The 15,683-nt window shown below is 61.2% G+C and carries 15 protein-coding genes; 1 reads left to right on the forward strand and 14 read right to left on the reverse strand.

What is annotated here, in order from left to right; all coding sequences use genetic code 11:
- Positions 1-119: 119 nt before the first annotated feature.
- The 3 genes from nadR to serB are packed head-to-tail and all read right to left on the reverse strand — an operon-like array spanning position 120 to position 3,835.
- A complete protein-coding gene (gene nadR, locus ACSBQQ_RS15450) occupies positions 120-1,394 on the reverse strand; it encodes a multifunctional transcriptional regulator/nicotinamide-nucleotide adenylyltransferase/ribosylnicotinamide kinase NadR (protein WP_049213066.1) in 1,275 nt (424 codons plus the stop codon).
- Positions 1,395-1,452: 58 nt separating this feature from the next.
- Positions 1,453-2,838 (reverse strand): DNA repair protein RadA, encoded by a 1,386-nt coding sequence (radA, locus tag ACSBQQ_RS15455; RefSeq protein WP_025159617.1) that lies wholly within the window; start codon positions 2,836-2,838, stop codon positions 1,453-1,455.
- A gap of 19 nt (positions 2,839-2,857) precedes the next feature.
- Positions 2,858-3,835 carry a phosphoserine phosphatase gene (gene serB, locus ACSBQQ_RS15460; protein ID WP_016929162.1) on the reverse strand — a complete coding sequence of 326 codons (978 nt, stop codon included), beginning with the start codon at positions 3,833-3,835 and terminating at the stop codon, positions 2,858-2,860.
- Positions 3,836-3,945: 110 nt separating this feature from the next.
- On the opposite strand from serB, the gene ACSBQQ_RS15465 reads away from it, so the two are divergent.
- Positions 3,946-4,629, forward strand: coding sequence for a YtjB family periplasmic protein (locus tag ACSBQQ_RS15465; RefSeq protein ID WP_033637029.1), 684 nt, complete (start codon positions 3,946-3,948; stop codon positions 4,627-4,629).
- A gap of 1 nt (position 4,630) precedes the next feature.
- On the opposite strand, the gene yjjJ is transcribed toward ACSBQQ_RS15465, so the two are convergent.
- The 11 genes from yjjJ to osmY form a co-directional block, all read right to left on the reverse strand.
- Positions 4,631-5,974, reverse strand: coding sequence for a type II toxin-antitoxin system HipA family toxin YjjJ (yjjJ, locus tag ACSBQQ_RS15470; protein ID WP_033649126.1), 1,344 nt, complete (start codon positions 5,972-5,974; stop codon positions 4,631-4,633).
- A gap of 137 nt (positions 5,975-6,111) precedes the next feature.
- Positions 6,112-6,843, reverse strand: a complete 732-nt coding sequence (gene deoD / locus ACSBQQ_RS15475) for a purine-nucleoside phosphorylase (protein ID WP_004933059.1) — start codon at positions 6,841-6,843, stop codon at positions 6,112-6,114.
- 166 nt (positions 6,844-7,009) lie between these two features.
- Positions 7,010-8,233, reverse strand: a complete 1,224-nt coding sequence (gene deoB, locus ACSBQQ_RS15480; protein WP_033637026.1) for a phosphopentomutase — start codon at positions 8,231-8,233, stop codon at positions 7,010-7,012.
- A gap of 70 nt (positions 8,234-8,303) precedes the next feature.
- Entirely contained in the window at positions 8,304-9,626 is a 1,323-nt protein-coding gene (gene deoA / locus ACSBQQ_RS15485) for a thymidine phosphorylase (RefSeq protein ID WP_033649123.1), read from the reverse strand.
- A gap of 66 nt (positions 9,627-9,692) precedes the next feature.
- On the reverse strand, positions 9,693-10,472 hold the full coding sequence (gene deoC / locus ACSBQQ_RS15490; RefSeq protein WP_033641793.1) for a deoxyribose-phosphate aldolase: 780 nt from the start codon (positions 10,470-10,472) through the stop codon (positions 9,693-9,695).
- A gap of 370 nt (positions 10,473-10,842) precedes the next feature.
- A complete protein-coding gene (locus tag ACSBQQ_RS15495) occupies positions 10,843-12,120 on the reverse strand; it encodes a NupC/NupG family nucleoside CNT transporter (RefSeq protein WP_033637021.1) in 1,278 nt (425 codons plus the stop codon).
- A gap of 183 nt (positions 12,121-12,303) precedes the next feature.
- Positions 12,304-13,086 (reverse strand): TatD family hydrolase, encoded by a 783-nt coding sequence (locus ACSBQQ_RS15500; RefSeq protein WP_033649122.1) that lies wholly within the window; start codon positions 13,084-13,086, stop codon positions 12,304-12,306.
- Entirely contained in the window at positions 13,083-14,201 is a 1,119-nt protein-coding gene (locus ACSBQQ_RS15505; protein ID WP_033649121.1) for a patatin-like phospholipase family protein, read from the reverse strand. The genes ACSBQQ_RS15500 and ACSBQQ_RS15505 overlap by 4 nt, the downstream gene beginning before the upstream one ends.
- A gap of 10 nt (positions 14,202-14,211) precedes the next feature.
- Entirely contained in the window at positions 14,212-14,397 is a 186-nt protein-coding gene (locus tag ACSBQQ_RS15510) for a CsbD family protein (RefSeq protein WP_033649120.1), read from the reverse strand.
- Between the two features lie 68 nt (positions 14,398-14,465).
- Positions 14,466-14,627: a DUF1328 domain-containing protein gene (locus ACSBQQ_RS15515; protein WP_004857650.1), complete on the reverse strand. Its 162-nt coding sequence runs from the start codon at positions 14,625-14,627 to the stop codon at positions 14,466-14,468.
- Between the two features lie 161 nt (positions 14,628-14,788).
- Positions 14,789-15,403, reverse strand: a complete 615-nt coding sequence (osmY, locus tag ACSBQQ_RS15520; RefSeq protein WP_033637016.1) for a molecular chaperone OsmY — start codon at positions 15,401-15,403, stop codon at positions 14,789-14,791.
- Positions 15,404-15,683 lie beyond the last annotated feature (280 nt).

Genomic DNA, 15,683 nt, shown 5'->3' on the forward strand with positions numbered 1-15,683 from the left:
CGTTATTGTAAAGAAAATCTTAACCTAGTCGCTACCGAATGAACCATGTTTAAACAAGCCGTTAAATGTGCGCCACAGAGGCGTTTCTGCCGCCGCGACCGCACATTCCGCTAATTTTCTCAGCCTGCGGCGTGGCGATGGGTGGGCGCATTCGCCAACCGGCCGGCGTCCGCCGCCAGCAGCTGCTGCACCAGCTCGACGCAGCGCAGGAAACGCTCTTCGTAATCGCTGGACTCGACGTGCACGTACTCGATGTTGTTGGCGCACAACATTTCCTCCAGCAAATGCTGGAACGCCAGGCGATCGGCGGTGCTGCCGAGGCTGCGCAGGCCGTCCGCCACCCACGGCGTGTTGTTTTCCAGCAGGATCACCAGATCGAAACGGTATTCGTCTATCAGCGCCTGCACGAAGGGGTGTTCACGCCCCTCGTACTTTTTGCAAAACGCCTGGGTGGTGACGAAATCGGTATCGATAAACGCCACCTTGTTGGCGTACTTGACCGCGAAATCCACGTATTGCGCCTGCCCGAGAGCGATTTTGTCGTAGTCGGAGTACTGCAGCGCCATCTCGTCACCGCCCAGGTGCGAAAACACGTAATCGCGGCCATATTCCCAGGCGCTGGTGGTGTTGAAGATGTTGGCCAGCTTGTTGACCAGCGTCGACTTGCCGCTCGACTCGCCGCCGAGGATCGCCACGGTGCGCACGAAGAACGGCTTCACCTCGGTCGGGATGTAGTCCCAATAGCGGAACGGATCCTGGCGGATCTGATTGCCGCTGATGTTCATGAACGAACGCTCGGGATCGACCAAGATGGTTTCGATGCCCAGATGCTCGCGGTAGCGCGGCGCATCCTGCGCTTCGCTGGAATAGATGAAGCTCGGCACGATGCCCTTCTGTTCCATAAAGGCCTTCATGCCGTCGCTCCACACGTTCCAGCCGTGCGGATAGGGTTCGATGCCCTGCTCGTCGAACGAGTGGATATGGATGTTTTTCTGGTACTTGAAGGTCTGCAGCAGCCAGCGCAGGCGATCGCTGACCGTTGGCTGTTGCGACATCGAACTGTTCTCGAACAGCTCGCGGTCGCGCGGTTCATCGTGGCACAAGATAACGTGAAGTGCGTCCACCTGGCTGCAGGCGCGCTGGATCAGATAGATGTGGCCGGTGTGCAGCGGGTAAAATTTACCAAACACCACGCCGACTTTGACCTCTTTACGCGGGAACTCCAGCCCGAGAAAACGGTGCAGCGCCTCGAGCTTTTGCGCGCTCGGGCTTTTGATTTTGTCGTTCAACAGCTGGCTCAGATAGCCCTTGGTCATGCCGCTGGCATCCGCCACCTGCTGCAAAGTACAGCCCTTTTGCTTAATGGACGTCTTCAGGTAATCAAATTGCGGCATGGCCACCTCCGTTTAGTATGCTAAACAAAATAGCATATCTTACTCGCCGTCGGCGACATTAATAAAACTCTTCCAGCACGTCGAGCGCGTCCGCCAGCTTCTTGACCCCAAACACCTGCATGTTGGCCGGCGGCTTCTTCGGCATGTTGCCGTGCGGCACGATGGCGCGCTTGAAACCGTGCTTGGCCGCTTCGGAGATGCGCTCCTGGCCGCTCGGCACCGGACGGATTTCTCCCGCCAGCCCCACTTCGCCGAACACCACCAGATCGTTCGGCAGCGGCCGATCGCGCAGGCTCGACACCAACGACATCAGCAGCGCCAGATCGGCGCTGGTCTCGCTGACCTTCACCCCGCCGACCACGTTGACGAACACGTCCTGATCCGACATCTGCAGCCCGCCGTGCCGGTGCAGCACCGCCAGCAGGATCGCCAACCGGTTCTGCTCCAGGCCCACCGCCACGCGGCGCGGGTTGGACATCATCGAGTGATCCACCAGCGCCTGGATCTCCACCAGCAGCGGCCGGGTGCCTTCCCACACCACCATCACCGAACTGCCGGAAGTGACTTCATCGCCGCGGCTGAGGAAGATCGCCGAAGGGTTGCTGACTTCGCGCAGCCCCTGTTCGGTCATGGCGAACACCCCCAGCTCGTTGACCGCGCCGAAGCGGTTCTTGTGGCTGCGCAGGGTGCGGAAGCGGGAATCGGCGTCGCCGTCCAGCAGCACCGAACAGTCGATGCAGTGTTCCAGCACTTTCGGCCCGGCCAGCGAGCCGTCTTTGGTGACGTGGCCGACCATGACGATCGCCACGCCGCGCGTCTTGGCGAAGCGCGTCAGATAGGCGGCGGTTTCGCGCACCTGGGCCACGCTGCCCGGCGAAGACTGAATGTCCGCCATGTGCATCACCTGGATCGAGTCGATCACCATCAGCTTCGGCTGTTCCTGCTCGGCGATCAGGCAGATCTGCTCGATGCTGGTTTCCGACAGCATGTTCAGGCCGCCGGTCGGCAGCCCCAGCCGATGAGCGCGCATCGCCACCTGCTGCAGCGACTCCTCGCCGGTGACGTACAGGGTTTTCATCTGCTCGGACAGTTTGCACAGCACCTGCAGCAACAGGGTGCTCTTGCCGGCGCCGGGGTTGCCGCCGATCAGAATGGCGCTGCCGGGCACCACGCCGCCGCCCAGCACGCGATCGAACTCGAGAAAGCCGGTGGTGAAGCGCGGCAGCGCCTCAAGGCTGATTTCCGACAGCTTCTGCACCTTGCTGACGCCGGCGTCGCCGGCATAGCCGCTGAGGCGATCGTTGCGCGCCGCTGCGGGCGACGCGGCCAAACGCACTTCCGTGATGGTGTTCCAGGCATGACAGGCGCTGCACTGCCCCTGCCAACGCGGATAGTCCGCCCCGCACTCATTGCACACAAATGCCCGTTTTGCCGCTTTTGCCACGTCTTACCTCAATCTTTCGTTATCGCACTTCGTGTTTCAGGCTGCCGGTGAGAATGCACAGCACGCCCATCAGATCCGCATGCCGGATCGCCACCTGCGCTTTTTCATACACTTTCGGCTTGGCGTGGTAGGCGATGCCCAACCCCGCCGCCTGCATCATTTTCAAATCGTTGGCGCCGTCGCCGATGGCTACGGTCTGCGCCAGCGGGATCTCCAGCTTCTCTGCCAGTCGCAGCAGCGTATCGGCTTTGAACTGCGCGTCCACCACCGGCCCCAGCACTTCGCCGGTCAGCTTGCCGTCGCGGATCTCCAGCTCATTGGCCGCCGCCGCCACCAGCCGCAGCCGGTTGCGCAGGTATTCGGCGTAGTAGGTGAAGCCGCCGGAGGCGATCGCCACATGCCAGCCCATCGCCTGCAGCTTGCCCACCAGACTGGTCAGCCCCGGCATCAGCGGCAGCTCGTCGCGCACCTGCTTGAGGATGTTGGCGTCGGCCCCTTTCAGCGTGCCGACGCGCTGGCGCAGGCTGGCGGTAAAGTCCAGCTCGCCGCGCATCGCGCGTTCGGTGACTTCCGCCACCTGTTCGCCGACGCCCGCCAGCTTGGCGATCTCGTCGATGCACTCGATCTCGATCGCCGTCGAATCCATGTCCATCACCAGCAGCCCCGGCGTGCGCAGGTGCGGGATCTTGCCGAGCGGCGCCACGTCCAGCCCGCTCTCCGCCGCCAGCAGCTTGGCACGCGGCGTCAAGGTGCCCGCCAGGCGCACCACCTGATAGTCGTCCACGCCCCAGGCGGTGACGATCACCATCGCCGCGCCCAGCTTGCGTTGGAATTGTGTAATGCGCGCCTTGTCCAGCTTTCTGCCGTATAACAGCCATCCGGTATTGCCCGCCCGGTAGTCCAGCGGCATCACTTCGTCGCCGCTGAGCGAAAGGGGAAGACCCGGCCATTGAGAGATCTCCGCCGGAAGATCGCAATAGGTCAGACTGTTTGACATCATTGACTCCTGAATGGACAAAAACGCTGCATGATAAAACGACGCATCAAGCTATCCTATCGCCAGCGGTTCTGGCAACATAAAGTGTCCCCGATGCCCAAGGAACCTGCATGGCTCGCGCTAAACTGAAATTTCGCCTGCACCGTACCGCTATTATCCTGATTTGCCTGGCTTTGCTGGTGCTCCTGATGCAGGGTGCCTCTTATTTTAGCCTGAGTCACCAAATGGCGCGATCCGAACAGGTCGAAGAGCTGGCGCAGACGCTGACCAAACAGGTCGCCTACAGCCTGGCGCCGCTGCTGGACGACGACGGCAACAACCCGCGCATCGACGCCATCCTCAAGCAGCTCACCGATCACAGCCGCATTCTCGACGTCAGCGTGTATCAGCTGGACGGCACGCTGGTCTCCCACGCCGGGGAGCAGATAAGTATACGCGATCGCCTGTCGCTCGACGGCAAACGCGCCGGCAGCTACTTCAACCACCAGTTGGTCGAATCCATTCAGGGCAAAGACGGCCCGATCGGCTTTATCCGCATCACCCTCGACACCCACGTGCTGGCGACCGAATCCAAGCAGGTGGACAACACCACCAACCTGCTGCGCCTGATGATCCTGCTGGCGCTGGCGATCGGCATCATTCTGGCGCGCACCCTGCTGCAACACCGCCGCAGCCGCTGGCAGCAGTCGCCGTACCTGTTGACCGCCAACACGCCGTTGGCAGAAGGCAATACGGTGGAAGACGACGAAGAGGATGCGCCTGAGGCAAAACAGGAAGCGCCGAAGAAGGGGTAACTCAGGCCAGGCGCTGAATGTGATCGTGCAGCTTCTGCAGTTGCACCAACATTTGCTCGGCAATCGCCCGGAACGCCTCGCTGATGTCGTCATGTTGCGCCGTTCGCCGCCAGAACTCGAGAGCCAATAGCTCCGCTTGCCGCCAGACGGCGCCGCTCACCTCGTTGCTCAAACGGATCTCCAGCGCGTCGTGGCGCAGATTACCGCTGCTTGCCGGGGCAAAAGCCATCGGCAACATATCATACAAAGGCGCCAACATGACCGGCCGCTGGGTTATCCGCAAGAACGACAGGTTGCCTTGGTGCATATCGCTGTTGGCGATCAACCGGCCAAAGGCCCAATACAGGGCAACCCGTTGGTAGACTGAGTGATCGATCACCCCTTGCTGCAATAACCGCTCGGCGGCCACGACCCAGTTGGCGTGGCCGCTGCCGCTGAACTCGGCATCCAGCGCCTCCAGCGACACCATCGCTACCCGCCCTTCTTCACCGATGCGATCAAAGCGCTCGATCTCTAAAAAGCATTGTCGGTCAGCACCGAACAGGATTTGCGCCGATGCGGCAGGCAATCCCGCAGCGGCGACCGTCTGCAATGCCAGCGACTCGGCGATCAGCAAATCGCTCCAGCGCTGTGCAATGACATGCGTCGGCGCCAGGCTGAACTTCACCAAAACATGCGCACGGCGCCCAGGCGCCAGCTCAGCATAGGCGGCAAATTTGGGTTGCTCGCCACCGGCGGAAGAGCCTACCAGCTCCCCGGCTAGCGCCTGGACAGACAATGCGGCGTAACGCTCGGTTTTATCTTCCACCGTGATGGCGACGGCAGTATCCCGCATTAACCAACGCTGATAGCTGTCGGCACCAGGCAACAGATCGCCGGTCATGTCTTCGCCATAACGGCAGAGCGCCAACAAGCGTTGACCTTCATCCCATCGCCGCACATCCTCCGGCAAATTCAACTCGCGCGCCGCTGCTTTTCCCCAGGCTCGCCCGAGAAAGCCAATCGGCCGTAGGTCGTTCAAATACCATGGCATGCCGTCATAGAGCTGCCACTCTCCGCTGCGCTCATCGCACACCGCACTGTTATCGGCAGGATACAGCGGGCAAAGCGTGGCAAACAGGTGCGCCTTACCCCGTTCATCAACCCGATATAGCGGAAACTGCCTCTCACCGCCGATCCCGCGCCGCAACGCATAGCGCGTCGCCTTACCTTTACCGAGGATCAATACGGCGCCCGCCAGTTCACGGAGACGGCGCGATAGCGTCGGCTGGCTGATGCCTAACGCTTCTGTCAGTTGACGAGCCGTAGCCGGCCCATGACGCAAAACTTGTTCAACGGTGAGCATCGGATGAATAGATTGGTGAATAGATTGATAAAGGAAGTAATAGCGTTAAATGGCAGAAAGGTAAAGCGTTAGCCAAAACTGGCCAAGCGGAATGAATAGATTGATGGGCGGGCGCCATGATGACGCCCGCCGGGGTATTACGCTTTGTCGCCCAGCAGCACGGATTCCAGCGCGATAACGATCATTTCGTTAAAGGTGGTCTGGCGCTCCGCCGCCGTGGTCGCTTCGTGACGCAGGATGTGGTCGGACACGGTGCAGATGGTCAGCGCCTTGCAGCCGAACTCTTCGTACAGCTCTGCCGCCACGCCGTAGATGCCGGCCGCCTCCATTTCCACGCCCAGGATGCCGTACTTCTTCATCACCTGGAACATGTCCGGATCCGGGGTGTAGAACAGATCGGCGGAGAAGATGTTGCCCACGCGCGCCGGGATGCCCTGCGCCGCCGCTGCGTCGACCGCGTTGCGCACCATGTCGAAGTCGGCGATCGCCGCGTAGTCGTTGTCCTTGAAGCGCAGACGGTTCACCTTGGAGTCGGTGCACGCGCCCATGCCGATCACCACGTCACGCAGTTTGATATCGTCACGCACCGCGCCGCAGGAGCCCACGCGAATGATCTTCTTCACGCCGAATTCTGCGATCAGCTCGCGCGCATAGATGGAGCAGGACGGGATGCCCATGCCGTGGCCCATTACGGAGATGCGGCGGCCTTTATAGGTGCCGGTGAAGCCCAACATGCCGCGCACGTTGTTCACTTCCACCGCGCCTTCCAGGAAGGTTTCGGCGATGTATTTTGCACGCAGCGGATCGCCCGGCATCAGTACTACGTCAGCGAAATCACCCATCTCAGCATTAATGTGCGGCGTAGCCATAATTTTCTTCCTTTAGAAATCTTATTTAATAAAAACGTCAAACATCTAAGCCTTGAATTTCGAGTTGCAGCCAGGCAGCTAGCGGGTGAATCCCCAGGAGCTTACTTGAGTAAGTGACTGGGGTTCACGCGTGAAGCTAACAACGCTGCGGCTTGAAAGACAGGGCTTAGAACAGGGTCTTACCGTAATCCATCGGCGACAGGCCAAAGTAATTGGCGACGGTCTGGCCGATGTCGGCGAAGGTCTCGCGGTGGCCCAGCGAGCCCGGTTTCACTTTCGGGCCGTAAACCAGCACCGGAATGTGTTCGCGGGTGTGGTCGGTGCCCGGCCAGGTCGGGTCGCAGCCGTGGTCGGCGGTGAAGATGATGATGTCTTCGTCTTTCACCAGCTTCAGCAGCTCCGGCAGGCGGCGGTCGAACAGCTCCAGCGCGGCGGCGTAGCCCGCCACGTCACGGCGGTGGCCATAGGAGGAGTCGAAGTCCACGAAGTTGGTGAACACGATGGTGTTGTCGCCGGCCTTTTCCATTTCGATCAGGGTCGCGTCGAACAGCGCGTCGATGCCGGTCGCCTTCACCTTCTTGGTGATGCCGACGTTGGCGTAGATGTCGGCGATTTTACCGATCGACACCACTTCGCCGCCCTTCTCGTCCACCAGCTTTTTCAGCACGGTCGGCGCCGGCGGCTCTACCGCCAGATCGTGACGATTGCCGGTGCGCTGGAAGTTGCCCGGCTTGTCGCCGACGAACGGACGCGCGATCACGCGGCCGATGTTATACCCGCCTTCGGTCAGCTCTTCACGCGCGATTTCGCACAGCTCGTACAGGCGATCCAGGCCGAAGGTTTCTTCATGGCAGGCGATCTGGAATACCGAGTCGGCGGAGGTGTAGAAAATCGGCTTGCCGGTTTTCATGTGCTCTTCACCCAGCTGATCGAGGATCACGGTGCCGGATGAGTGGCAGTTGCCCAGGTAGCCCGGCAGCTTGGCGCGTTCGACCAGTTTGTCCAGCAGTGCCTGCGGGAAGCTGTTGTGCTCGTCCTTGAAATAGCCCCAGTCGAACAGCACCGGCACGCCGGCGATTTCCCAGTGGCCCGACGGCGTGTCTTTACCGGAAGAGAGTTCGCTGGCGTAAGCGTAAGCGCCGATGATGTCGGCGTTGCGATCCAACCCCTGCGGGAAGTTGCCGGTGGACTCTTCCGCCGCTTTGCCGAGGCCCAGACGGCTCAGGTTAGGCAGCGTCAGCGGGCCCTGGCGGCCCACGTTGGCCTCACCGCGCGCGCAAACCTCGGCGATGTGGCCCAGGGTGTCGGAACCCTGATCGCCAAAACGTTCGGCGTCTTCGCTGGCGCCGATGCCGAAGGAGTCCAATACCATAATAAATGTGCGTTTCATCTGTGCTCTCCTGCGTGTTCTCACGCTTTGGACGGCCGCGAAAAAGCCGCGGCCGTTCCTGATTCTTGGGTTATTCCGTGATGCGCTTATACACCACCGGCGTCGCTTCCGGCGCCTTGTCGCTCAGCGTCATCGCGCTGCGCACCGCATCGGCCGCCTGCTGCCAGCTCTCTTCATCGTTGGCGTGGATCATCGCCAGCGGCTGCTGGGCACCCACTTTCTCGCCCAGGCGCGCCACCTCGGTCAGGCCAACGCTGTAATCGATGGCGTCGCTCGCCCGGCGACGGCCGCCGCCCAGCGCAACCACCGCCATGCCCAGCGCGCGGGTATCCATGGCGCTGACGATGCCCGGCTTTTCAGCATACACCGGCTTGCTCAACGTTGCCGCCGGCAGATAGCTATCGTAGCGTTCGACGAAGTCTATCGGCCCCTGCTGCGCCGCCACCATGCGGCCAAACACCTCCGCCGCCTTGCCGTTGTCCAGCACCGCCTGCAGTTTGGCGCGCGCGTCGGCCTCGTCTTGCGCCAGGCCGCCGGAAAGCAGCATTTCCACGCACAGCGCCAGCGTCACTTCCAGCAGGCGCGGGTTGCGGTATTCGCCGGTCAGGAAGCGCACCGCTTCACGCACTTCCACCGCGTTGCCGGCGCTGGAGGCCAACACTTGGTTCATGTCGGTCAGCAGCGCGGTGGTCTTGCAGCCCGCGCCGTTGGCCACGCCGACGATCGCCTGCGCCAAATCTTGTGACAGCGCATAGGTCGGCATAAAGGCGCCGGAGCCGACCTTCACGTCCATCACCAGCGCATCCAGCCCTTCCGCCAGCTTCTTGGCCAGAATGGAGGCGGTGATCAGCGGGATCGAATCCACGGTGGCGGTGATGTCGCGGGTGGCGTAAAAACGTTTGTCCGCCGGCGCCAACGAGCTGGTCTGGCCGATGATCGCCACGCCGACGTCCTGAATGATTTTGCGGAAGGCGTTATCGTCCGGGAAAATATTGAAGCCCGGAATGGCTTCCAGCTTGTCCAGCGTACCGCCGGTATGCCCCAGGCCGCGGCCGGAGATCATCGGCACATAGCCGCCGCAGGCCGCCACCATCGGGCCGAGCATCAGCGAGGTCACGTCGCCCACGCCGCCGGTCGAATGCTTGTCGACGATCGGGCCGTTCAGCGCCAGGCTTTTCCAGTCCAGCACGGTGCCGGAATCGCGCATCGCCATGGTGAGCGCCACGCGCTCCGGCATGCTCATGTCATGGAAATAAATGGTCATCGCCAGCGCGGCGATCTGCCCTTCCGACACCACGTTGTCGCGAATGCCGTTGATGAAAAAGCGGATTTCCGCTTCGCTTAACGGCTGGCCGTCGCGTTTCTTACGAATAATTTCTTGAGCCAGGAACAAGGCATCCCCCTGTGTCGCCGAGAGTCGGTGCAGACGGGCGCGCCTGGCGCCCGCCAACGAAATCGATCAGTAGCCGCCGCCGGCGGTCTGGGTCTGGTGGCCCAGCGCGGCCAGCAAGCTGGCCAGCAGGCTGGAAGCGCCAAAGCGGAAATGCCGCGCATCGGCCCAGCCTTCGCCCAGAATACGATCGGCAAGCTGCAGATAATGCAGCGCGTCTTCCGCGGTGCGCACGCCGCCGGCCGGCTTGAAGCCCACCGTCTTCGCCACGCCCATATCGCGGATCACCGACATCATCAGCTCGGCGCTTTCCAGCGTGGCGTTGACCGGCACCTTGCCGGTGGAGGTCTTGATAAAGTCCGCCCCGGCCTTGATGGCGATCTCGGACGCCTTGCGGATCAGATCGGCCTGCTTCAGCTCACCGGTTTCGATGATCACTTTCAGCAGCACGTTGGCCGCCTGGCAAGCCTGCTTGCACTGTTTCACCAGCTCGAAGCCGACCTGTTCGTTGCCGGCGATCAGCGCGCGGTAAGGGAACACCACGTCCACTTCATCCGCGCCATAGGCGATGGCCGCGCGGGTTTCCGCCAGCGCGATGTCGATATCATCGTTGCCATGCGGGAAGTTGGTCACGGTGGCGATGCGGATATCCGGCGTGCCTTGCTCGCGCAGCGCCTTGCGCGCCACCGGGATAAAACGCGGGTAGATGCAGATGGCCGCCGTGTGGCCGGCCGGGCTGTTGGCCTGACGACAGAGCGCGATCACTTTCTCGTCGGTGTCATCATCATTCAGCGTGGTTAAATCCATCAAATTCAGCGCACGTTGCGCTGCTGCGGTTAATTCGGTCATAAAACTCTCCAACTGAGTACCTGGGTGTTGGCGAGCGGACTTGGTTCCATGAAGATAGCGCTGGGGAACGGCGTTCCCGCGGCGGCAACTGAGATCCTTCTCACCGCACATGGCCACCCGCCTTGCGGCCGGCCAGTAATAGCTATTTGAACACGAATGCCGGAGGCGATTCGCGTTCATCGTCACACTATATGAAATAGCACTGTAACAGACCGGAATTATATGTGAAGAACATCACAAAATAACGCGATATCGTTCACAAATTCGCTAAAGAAGCGGCTGAAGATCGCGGGTGCGGCACGCACCCGCGTTGCTTAGAGTATAGGCGGAGTCCCGCGATCGGTCGCGCCGTCGCGGGCCTCGGGATGGCTTACAGCGCCAGGAAGAAGCCGGCGATGGTGGCGCTCATCAGATTGGACAGCGTGCCCGCCGCCACGGCCTTCAGACCGAAGCGCGCGATGTCGTGGCGACGATTGGGCGCCATGCTGCCCAGACCGCCCAGCAGGATCGCCACCGAGGAAAGGTTGGCGAAGCCGCACAGCGCGAAGGAGATGATCGCCTTGGTATGGGCCGACAGCACCTGCAGGCCTTCCGCCGCCACTACGTCGTCCGGACGCAGATAGGCGCCGAAGTTCATGTAGGCGACGAACTCGTTGACGATGATCTTCTGGCCGATGAACGAACCGGCGGTCATCGCCTCGCTCCACGGCACGCCGATCAGGAAGGCGATCGGCGAGAACACCCAGCCGAGGATCAGTTCAAGCGACAGCTGCGGATAATCGAACCAGCCGCCGATACCGCCGAGAATGCCGTTAAGCAAGGCGATCAACGCGATAAACGCCAGCAACATCGCACCGACGTTCAGCGCCAACTGCATGCCGGAGGCCGCGCCGGAAGCCGCCGCGTCGATCACGTTGGCCGGACGATCCTCTTCGGCGATCAGCTTCATCGCATCGTCTTTATCGTGGGTCTGCTCGGTTTCCGGCACCATCAGCTTGGCGAACAGCAGCCCGCCCGGCGCGGCCATGAAGGACGCGGCGATCAGATATTCCAGCGGCACGCCCATCTGCGCGTACCCTGCCAGCACCGAACCGGCCACCGAGGCTAGGCCGCCGCACATCACCGCGAACAGTTCTGATTGGCTCATGGTGGCGATATACGGACGCACCACCAGCGGCGCTTCGGTCTGACCAACGAAAATGTTGGCGGTCGCCGACAGCGATTCGGTGCGCGAGGTGCCCAACAGCTTTTGCAGCCCGCCGCCCAGCACGCGGATCACCAACTGCATGATGCCGAGGTAGTACAGCACCGCAATCAGCGAGGAGAAGAACACGATCACCGGCAGGACGCGCAGCGCGAACACGAAGCCGCCGCCGCCGAACACCTCGAACATCTTGTCGGACACCAGCCCGCCGAAAATGAACGAAATGCCCTGATTGCCGTAGGCGATAACGTTTGCCACGCCGTTCGACATACTGCCGAGGATGCTGCGGCCCAGCGGCACATACAGCACCAGCGCGCCGATGCCGACCTGAATGATGAACGCCCACGCGACGGTGCGCAGTTTGATGGCCCGGCGGTTGCTGGAGAGCAGCACCGCAATGGCGATCAGCACCGCCATGCCGACTAGGCTCATGATGAGTTGCATGCAAAGTTTCCCTGTTGCAAAAAATAAAATACATCCCTGCTCATAAAGAGAGGTCTGCTATTGGAGAGTTTCGGGGGGATTATACTGAGCGAGGTCACTCTCGCACCGATTTATGTCACAAATGCATACAACGAGACGCAAATGAAAATCTTATAACGTGACGCAGGTCACGTTATCACCTCATCAATCCGGCATGGCAAACAGCGCCTGAGCATTGCGCTGCAGATGGGCGGCGATCTCGTCGGCCGGTTCCGGCCGCAGCTCGCACAGCGTTTGAAACACCTCGGCGGCGCGTTCGGGGCGATTCGGCTGCCCCTGATAGCCCGCCAGCGGCATGTCCGGCGCATCGGTCTCCAGCAACAGCGCCTCGAGCGGCAGCTGCGCCATCACGCCGCGCGTTTTCTGCGCCCGCTCATAGGTGATGGTGCCGCCCACGCCGATGTAATAGCCGAGGCGGATAAACGCCTGCGCCTGCGACAGGCTGCCGGCGAAGCCATGCACCACGCCGCGACGCGGCAGCTGCACGCGCCGCAGGGCCGCAGCCAGCTGATCGTGGGTGCGGCGCGAATGGAGGATCACCGGCAGGTCATGCTGTTTCGCCAGCCGCAGCTGGGCCAGCAGCACGCTTTGCTGGCGCTCGAACTGCGGGTTGTCCATATACAGATCGAGCCCGACCTCCCCCACCGCCACCAGCTTGCGCGGCCGTTCGGCCAGCAGCGCCGCCAGTTGCTCCAACTGCGGCTCATGATGCTGCGCGATATACAGCGGATGCAGCCCCAGCGCGGCGAACAGCGGCGCGTGATCCTGCGCCAGCCGCAGCACCCGCGCGAAGCGATCGGCGGTGACCGTCGGGACGATGATGCGCGTGACGCCGGCGCTTGCCGCTCGCACCAGGCTCTCGCCCTCATGCCCGGTAAAGGGCGGGAAATCGAAATGACAGTGGGTGTCGGTAAAGGCATAGCTCACAGCGCGCCCCCTTCACCCGGCGGCAGATCGCCCGGCAGAATGATCTTCGGCGCCACCACCGCGGCCTCCGGCTGCGCGCCAAGATCGGACGGCATGACGATGTCGGTCACGATCGGCGAAGGCATTCTGACGTTCTCCGGCTGGATCAGGCGGCGCGACAGCGCTTTTTTCACCTTCATGCCGTCCGGCTCCGGCTGCGCCATCCACTGGCCGACGGTGGCCAGGAAATAGCGGCCGCAGCGGCGCCCCAGGTGATAATCCTGATTGAGCGACCCCAGTCGGCTGCCCAGTGCATTGCTGGCCAGCGGCTTCGGCGGGAAGATCTCGAAGATGCGCAGCTTGCCCGGCGGCTTCTCGATAAAGCGCTGGATGCGGTGATAGCTTTGCTCGTGATGCTGCAGGATGCGCACCATCTGCTGCAGGCTGCTGTCGCTCAGCCAGTGTTCCATGCGCTTCATCCACTGCGGGGTGTAGTACATCTGCGAAGGCACGGTGCGGATCACCACGATGGTGTCGGCGCCGCGGCGATAGGCCTCTTCCACCGGGATCGCATCGCTGATGCCGCCGTCCTGATAGCTGATGCCGTCCAGCTCCACGCCCTGGCGATAGAAGCCGGGAATGGCGCTGGACGCCTTGATGGCCGGCAGCCAGCGCTCGCGCTGCGCCGGCAGATAGGTCGGTTCGAAATCGTCGCTGCGGCAGGCGCACAGCAGAAACTCGCGCCCGTCGGTAAAGTGCCGTTCCGCTACGTCCATCGCCAGCGGCATCTGCGCCGCCGCCGTATCAACCAGCCAATCGAGATCGATCAGATGCCCGCCGCGCACGAAGCGCAGCGGATTGAAGAATTGAGCCGAGGTGGTGTAACGGGTGATCACCCGGCGCGCGTAGCCCACCTGCCCGCAAATGTAGGCGGACAGATTCTGGGCGCCGGCCGACGTGCCGATCAGCAGGTCGAAAGGGTTAAAGCCCGCGCGCTGAAACTCGTCCAGCACGCCGGCGGTGAAAATGCCGCGCTGGCCGCCGCCTTCGCAGACCAGCGCCATCTTGCCTGGCCGAAAGGGCTTAGACGCCAGCGGTTCTATATTGCCGAGCGTGATGGGTATTCTGTATCCCAACTTGGCATCCTCAGTGAGACGTTTTCTCCGAGGATACCGCGTCTCGCTCTCTTCCGTAATCCTCTTGCAGCACGCCGGCGAGGAAATCATTACTGCCGGCCAGCCAGACACAATCGCTGCCGGACCATTCGGCCAATGCCTGCCATACCTGGCCTTTCAGCTGTTTCCAGCGCCCGACGATGATGTCGCTGTTCATGGCCGGCCCTCCCCGACGTGAGAAAAGGAATTAAGCTTTGTTACAGTTTGCAGGAAAATACCGGCCGGCTAAGGGCGCCGGCGGCCGGTGAACAGGCTGACCAGGAACAGGATAATGCCGACGACAAACACGATTTTAGCCGCCCAGGCGGCGGTGCCCGCCAGCGAACCGAACCCCAGTGCCGCAGCGATAAGCGCGATGACTAAAAAGATAATGCCCCAACGAAACATAAGCTTCTCCTTACCATTGTGAAAAAATTCGCTGCCGTCTACCGCCCCGACAACGGGACGTCGACGGCAAATCAGTTTCTTTTTTTGGTGGTACATGTCGGGCCGCCTTCACGGCCCGACCGATGCGGCTTGTTGTTACTTGTTACGGGCGCCTGGCGGGATTACGGCTTGACCACCAGGTCGTTTTTCACGCTTTTCACGCCGTCGATGGCCTTGGCGATGCTTTCCGCACGCTCAGACTGCGCCTGCGTTTTCACCTCACCGGAAAGCTGCACCACGCCATCGGTGGTTTCCACTTTCACATTGCGCGACGGCACGATGTCATCGGCCAGCAGCTTGGCTTTCAGCTCGCTGGTGGTGGCGGTGTCGCCGGCATACGATTTGATCGACTGGTTGGCTTCATCTTTCACGTGCAGCTTGTCGCTGACGGTCTTGACGCCTTCCACCTTGCCGGCGACAGCGACCGCATGCTCCGCCTGCGCCTGGCTGCCGACGAACCCGCTCAGGGTCACGGCGCCTTTTTCGGTTTTCACCGAAATGTCGGAACTTTTGATGGTTTTATCTTCCACCAACGCACTTTTAACTTTAGCCGTTATCGCGCTGTCATCCATGTAACCGTCAACTTTTTTCATGGAGCTATCGATTTTGGCACCGGCACTGTCCGCGGCGTTAGACGCCTTGTTGAGCAGACTCTCTTCGGCCAGCGCACTGCCGCTGACCAACACAGAACCCAATACAACAGCCATCAGCGAGTGTGCAAATTTGGTCTTTTTCATCGATCTCTTCCTTTTGTTGGGGGCTCACAACGCCAGAGCGCCGGAACCCTGCGGCCACCTTCACGCGGCCTTCTCGGTAAATACTTCATCATCGCTATACGATTAAGCGTTCACGACAGGAATATTGCAACGGCCGTGCCAACTCAAAAAAACCCTTAAAAATCAAAGAAAATAAATCAGACGTTGGATTTTTAGCCAAAAAACTGTCGCCTATTGACGACAGGCTAAGTCACACAAAACTGAAATATAGCTATCTCATTGATATTTAAAGACACTGACT

The organism is Serratia sp. G204Y, from assembly GCF_051172435.1.
Classification (GTDB): Bacteria; Pseudomonadota; Gammaproteobacteria; order Enterobacterales; family Enterobacteriaceae; genus Serratia; species Serratia sarumanii.

Excerpts from the sequence above, each read along its gene's own strand:
- nadR (WP_049213066.1), bottom strand. The coding sequence starts at position 1,394 with ATGCCGCAATTTGATTACCTGAAGACGTCCATTAAGCAAAAGGGCTGT.
- serB (WP_016929162.1), bottom strand. The coding sequence starts at position 3,835 with ATGTCAAACAGTCTGACCTATTGCGATCTTCCGGCGGAGATCTCTCAA.
- ACSBQQ_RS15465 (WP_033637029.1), top strand. The coding sequence starts at position 3,946 with ATGGCTCGCGCTAAACTGAAATTTCGCCTGCACCGTACCGCTATTATC.
- yjjJ (WP_033649126.1), bottom strand. The coding sequence starts at position 5,974 with ATGCTCACCGTTGAACAAGTTTTGCGTCATGGGCCGGCTACGGCTCGT.
- deoD (WP_004933059.1), bottom strand. The coding sequence starts at position 6,843 with ATGGCTACGCCGCACATTAATGCTGAGATGGGTGATTTCGCTGACGTA.
- deoB (WP_033637026.1), bottom strand. The coding sequence starts at position 8,233 with ATGAAACGCACATTTATTATGGTATTGGACTCCTTCGGCATCGGCGCC.
- deoC (WP_033641793.1), bottom strand. The coding sequence starts at position 10,472 with ATGACCGAATTAACCGCAGCAGCGCAACGTGCGCTGAATTTGATGGAT.
- ACSBQQ_RS15495 (WP_033637021.1), bottom strand. The coding sequence starts at position 12,120 with ATGCAACTCATCATGAGCCTAGTCGGCATGGCGGTGCTGATCGCCATT.
- ACSBQQ_RS15510 (WP_033649120.1), bottom strand. The coding sequence starts at position 14,397 with ATGAACAGCGACATCATCGTCGGGCGCTGGAAACAGCTGAAAGGCCAG.
- ACSBQQ_RS15515 (WP_004857650.1), bottom strand. The coding sequence starts at position 14,627 with ATGTTTCGTTGGGGCATTATCTTTTTAGTCATCGCGCTTATCGCTGCG.
- osmY (WP_033637016.1), bottom strand. The coding sequence starts at position 15,403 with ATGAAAAAGACCAAATTTGCACACTCGCTGATGGCTGTTGTATTGGGT.